Below are 4,476 nucleotides of genomic sequence, written 5' to 3'. Positions count from 1 at the left end.
CACAAGATATCTCCGAAGGAGCAGGTTAGGCGCGGGCACCCGCCCCATGGTCCTGTACCGCCATTTCGATGAGAATTCTGTAAATCAGAGGTAGACGCAAGGGTGTGATCGGCCCGCCGCCGGTGGGTCAGGCGGCGCCTCGGCGCCCACTCCATCATCTTGACCCTCCCTTGGGCGTATCGCAGGTAGGTTTTCTGTCATGCAGAAAAAGGCGGAGCGGGCGGTCGGGGCGTCGGCCGCCGATTCACTCGCGCCGCAGTACCCGATCGAATCGGTCGATAAGGCGTTGAAGCTGCTGCTGTTGTTGGGGGAGAAACCCGAGATTCGGTTGAGCGAAGCCACCCGATATTTGGGTGTCGCCTCATCGACCGCGCACCGGCTGCTGGCGATGCTGGCATACCGCGGTTTTGTCCGCCAGGACCCGGTGTCGAAGGCCTATCTGCCCGGTCCGGCGTTGACCGGTGTGGCATTTGCGATCTTCGGCCGCCTCGACATCGCCGGAACCGTGACGCCAGTCATGCGCGGCCTGAGCGAACGCTTACGCGAGACGGTGCACGTCGGCATGCTCGACGGCGCCGCAGTCCGTTTCGTTGCCGCGGTGGAGGGCCCGACCGCCGTACGGGTGGCGTCGCGGCTGGGCCGGACCATGCCGGCGCATTGCACGTCGACGGGAAAGGCGATGCTGGCCCAATTGCCGCAAGCGGAATTGCATCAGTTACTGCCCGACGAGAACTTGGAGCGCATCACCGACCGGTCGATCGCCAGCCGCACCAAGTTAGAAGCCGAGCTTTCCCGGGTGCGCGAACAGGGGTATGCCGTCAACCGTGAAGAGAGTGAGGAGGGCGTCGCGTCGGTGGCGGTGCCGATCCCGACCCAGGCACCGGGGCTCCGGTTGGCGCTCAATGCCGCCGCCCCGCAGCACCGGCTCAGCCGGTCGCAGTATGCGTCGGTTGCAGCTGCACTTACGAAGGCGGCCAAGGAGATTGCCGATCAGCTCGCCTGAGGAGGCAACCGCGCGAGTTCGTGCCGCCAGGCCGCGTCGGTGGTGAAGCCCGGCCCCAGATCTGGGAGCTCTTGCCAGTCTGCGTCGTCTATATCGCGCAGCGTGCCGCCGGCTGCGCGAATCTGTAGTGACATCCGGGCCAGCGCGTCGAGGCTGACCGCTTGCAGCACCGCCTGCTGGACGGTGGCCGCTGCACTGGTGATGCCGTGGCCGCGGCAGATCACCACCGCTGCGTCGCCCATGGCGGCCACCATTTCCTTACCCAGCCTGGTGTTTCGGATCAGCACCGCACGGTCATAGACCGGTACACCACCGCGCGCGAGCCAGGCCCCGGGAATGTCGTAGGCCCCGTAGATCGGCCGGATCGCGATGCCGGCGAGATCGGCCGCGACGACGGCGGGCGGATGCAAATGCGCCACCGCCCGGTGCTGCGAGTCGGCCAGCATGGTTTCGACATGGATGGGAAGTTCGTTGGGGACCCGATACCCGTCCAATTCTCCGGGAGCGCCCGCGCTGCCGTCGAATCCGATGAGCCGGATATCGGAGGGCCGGGTGAACGCCACCCCGGTGTCGGTGTCGCTGCGGCATCGGACTAGTAGCCGCTCGTCGTCCATCCGCAGGCTCAGATGGCCCAGGATGCCGTCGACCAGTCCGCGCGCGGCCGCGACCCGGCAGGCCTGTGCCACCAACGCGCGTTGCTGGTCCAGTCGGTCGGTCATTCTTGTGCCGATTTCGCTGTGCCGATGCCGAATCCGCCGTCTGGGTGCAGGGTGTCGCCGGTGATGCCGCGGGCGCGGTCGGAGGCCAGGAACACGAAGCTCCAGGCGTGATCCTCACCGGTGAGGGCGACATTCAGCGGCGTGCGCGCGGCCAGATCGCGGGCGCGGTTAGGGGTGTCGTCGAGGCGGACATCGTCCAGTCCAAGGCTGGCAAGACCGCGTAGGTCGGTGTTCAGCGTGCCGCCCGGTGCCACGCCGTTGACCCGGATCTGCGGGGCGAGTTCGTGAGCCAGCGTGCTGACCAACCCGCGCACCGCGAACTTCGATGACACATAGAGCGCCCCGCCGCGCGCGGGATAAAACGACGACGCGGACTCGGTCAGCACGATCGACGATCCGGTTTCGGCTTGCAGCGCAGGCACCGCCGCTTTGACCGATTGCAGATGGCTGAGCACGTTGGTCCGGAACATTTCGTCGAACGCTGCGGGTAGGTCGTCGGCATCAATGTCGCTGATTCCCTTGTAGAAATCGAAGATCCCGACACAGTTGACCAGGGTGTCGAGTCCGTCGAACGTCTCGACCGCGGTGGCGACCGCCAGATCGTTGGCTGCGCGGGTGGTCGCGTCGCCTTCGACTACCGGCACCTTCTTGAACTTGTGCCGCAACGTGTCGCATTTGTCAGCATCTCGTTCCAGCACAGCGACTCTCGCACCCTCGTCACGGAAGGCGTCGATGACGGCCCTGCCGATGCCGGATCCGCCACCGACGATCAGGGCACGCTTGCCATCCAACCATTTGGTCATGATTGTTCACCGTCGTCGGGCAGCAACGGGCCACCGGAGTTACCGACCATCGCGGCCAGCGTGCGGGCGTTCTGCCGGGTCAGCGCCTCGACCTCCAAGGCGTCCAGGCTGATCCAGTGACCGGATTTGGGCGCGCTGATCAGCAGCCGCGAGCCGTTTCGCGTATCGACACGGCGTACCACCGCCTCGGTGAATTCGTTTGCCACCGTGAGTGGTTCGCCCACCGCGCCGTTGAGCAACTCCGTCAGTGCATCGGTCACAGGAACACCGCCAGGTTCTGCATCCTCAACACCGACTCGTCGACCAGGATGGTGCGGCGGGCCAATTTCAGTCGATCCTGGTGGTCGCCGCAGCGGCGCAACACGTCCTTGCGGCCGCAGGACACCAGCGCGGCCTCGTTGACGTCGCCACGGCTGCGGAACAGCAGTTCCGCGGATTCGACGACGAGGTACGCGTCGTCCCCGCAGGCGAACGTGCGCACGTTGGTGATGTAGTGCCGCATCCGCGAAGGCGGGTCCTCGGTCCAGGCATGCTCGGTGGCGAACCGCGCAACCCGTCGGCTCAGCGAGTACTTGTCCTCGTCGAAGTGCGCCATCCCCGGGGAGGTGTCGAACCCGGCGCCCAGTGCGGTGGTGACGCGTACCGGCATCAGGTAACGAATGTCGTCGGCAAGGGTGTCCAGCCATGTCTCGTACTGCTGCGCATCGAGCAGATAGGCTTCGTCGACCAAGAACTGATGTGCCTGCAGGTGCCGATTGTCGTTGAACGGTAGTGGCTTTCCGACCGGCGTTCCGATTTGCGGGGTGGTCATATCGTCGCCGCCGTGCCGAGGGCGGTCATGGCCGTCGACACCGGCGGCATTTCCAAATAGTCGGCCCATAGCCGCAGCAGCGCGCGCTGATTGTTCTCGTTGTAGCCGACCTGGGCGTGTCCGGGCCCGTGAAACGCGTTGGAAGGCAGCGGCTCGACCACTGGGTGGTCGTCGGATAGCAAACCCATCCTGCTGTTCAGCAGCAGCCGCCGAGCCATCGACCCGCCGGCGGTGTTGGTCAACGACACCCAGTTCTCCACGTCGTCCTGTTCGAACATGCCCGTCGAACCGAAGCACATCAGATAGGCCTTATAGGAGTTCTTCTTGTACACCGGTGGCGCTGCGGAATCCACTGCGAACCATGACAACACTTCGGTTTCGTTCTGGCTGATCGGCTGCCACAGCCGGATTGAGATGAACGGCAACACGTCATTATCGTCGCCGCTGTCGAGCACCTTGGGCCAGTTATGTACGAAACTGAGATTCGGGAAACACGATGCGGCCGAGATCATGAACCCGTCCTCGCCGACGAGTTGTTGTTGTTGTGGGGTCCAGACACCTTTGATGCGGTCGATCATCTCGTCGGGGTAACCGACGTAGCGCATGCGTTCTTCGAAGTTGCCCGGCGGGAGCTTGTAGGTGGTTCCGCCACCACACTGCGCCCAATAAGTGGCTCCGTCCTTGCGCTTTTGCGCATTCGGCTCGCGGAACAGACCGATCTCGACGATCGACGCATGGGTGTGGGGGGTGTGGTACATGTCCCCGGCGAAGTTCTCGGCCCCGATCTTCCAGTTGGCCTTGATTCTCCAACGCTGTGGACCGCGCACCTCCAGCCCGCCACGGCTTTGTTTTGTGTAGAAGTCCAGGTAAAACCGGAAGTCGCCGAGGAATTCCTCGAGCGGTTGCGCGTCGGGGTCCATGTTGATGAAGATCAGGCCGTTGTAGCTCGCCAGATTCGGTGCGGGAAGAAGGGTTTGGCCATCCCTGGGAAACCCGTCGTCGCCGCCGTAGGCCTCCCGGTGGAACGGTAGGCCGGTCAGCCGACCGTCGTTGCGGTAGGTCCAGCCGTGGTAGGGGCACCGGAAGTTGGAGGCGTTGCCCATCTCTGCACGGCACACCTGCATTCCCCGGTGCAAGCAC

Annotated in this window: 6 protein-coding genes; 1 reads left to right on the top strand and 5 read right to left on the bottom strand. The window is 64.5% G+C overall.

The annotated features are described in order from the left end of the window. The first annotated feature begins 199 nt into the window (after window positions 1–199). Window positions 200–1,003, top strand: coding sequence for an IclR family transcriptional regulator (locus tag VNW74_RS16580; RefSeq protein ID WP_325678681.1), 804 nt, complete (start codon window positions 200–202; stop codon window positions 1,001–1,003). Here VNW74_RS16580 and VNW74_RS16575 read toward each other — a convergent pair. The 5 genes from VNW74_RS16575 to VNW74_RS16555 form a co-directional block, all read right to left on the bottom strand. Further along, complete coding sequence (locus tag VNW74_RS16575; RefSeq protein ID WP_325678680.1) at window positions 991–1,722, bottom strand: class II aldolase/adducin family protein; 732 nt, start codon at window positions 1,720–1,722, stop codon at window positions 991–993. The two genes, VNW74_RS16580 and VNW74_RS16575, sit on opposite strands and share 13 nt — an antisense overlap. Next, window positions 1,719–2,525, bottom strand: coding sequence for a 3-(cis-5,6-dihydroxycyclohexa-1,3-dien-1-yl)propanoate dehydrogenase (gene hcaB, locus VNW74_RS16570; protein ID WP_325678679.1), 807 nt, complete (start codon window positions 2,523–2,525; stop codon window positions 1,719–1,721). Before hcaB ends, VNW74_RS16575 begins: the two co-directional genes overlap by 4 nt. After that, window positions 2,522–2,785, bottom strand: coding sequence for a dihydrodiol dehydrogenase (locus VNW74_RS16565; RefSeq protein ID WP_325678677.1), 264 nt, complete (start codon window positions 2,783–2,785; stop codon window positions 2,522–2,524). The genes hcaB and VNW74_RS16565 overlap by 4 nt, the downstream gene beginning before the upstream one ends. Next, on the bottom strand, window positions 2,782–3,336 hold the full coding sequence (locus VNW74_RS16560) for a 3-phenylpropionate/cinnamic acid dioxygenase subunit beta (protein WP_325678675.1): 555 nt from the start codon (window positions 3,334–3,336) through the stop codon (window positions 2,782–2,784). The genes VNW74_RS16565 and VNW74_RS16560 overlap by 4 nt, the downstream gene beginning before the upstream one ends. Then, the coding region (locus tag VNW74_RS16555) for an SRPBCC family protein (protein ID WP_325678673.1) at window positions 3,333–4,476 on the bottom strand (1,144 nt) is incomplete at its 5' end. The genes VNW74_RS16560 and VNW74_RS16555, both read right to left, overlap by 4 nt.

The organism is Mycobacterium sp. (assembly GCF_035570115.1).
In the GTDB taxonomy this organism is placed as follows: Bacteria; Actinomycetota; Actinomycetes; order Mycobacteriales; family Mycobacteriaceae; genus Mycobacterium.
Note: the sequence above shows the minus strand (reverse complement) of the source record. Positions and strands in the feature narration are given on the sequence as shown.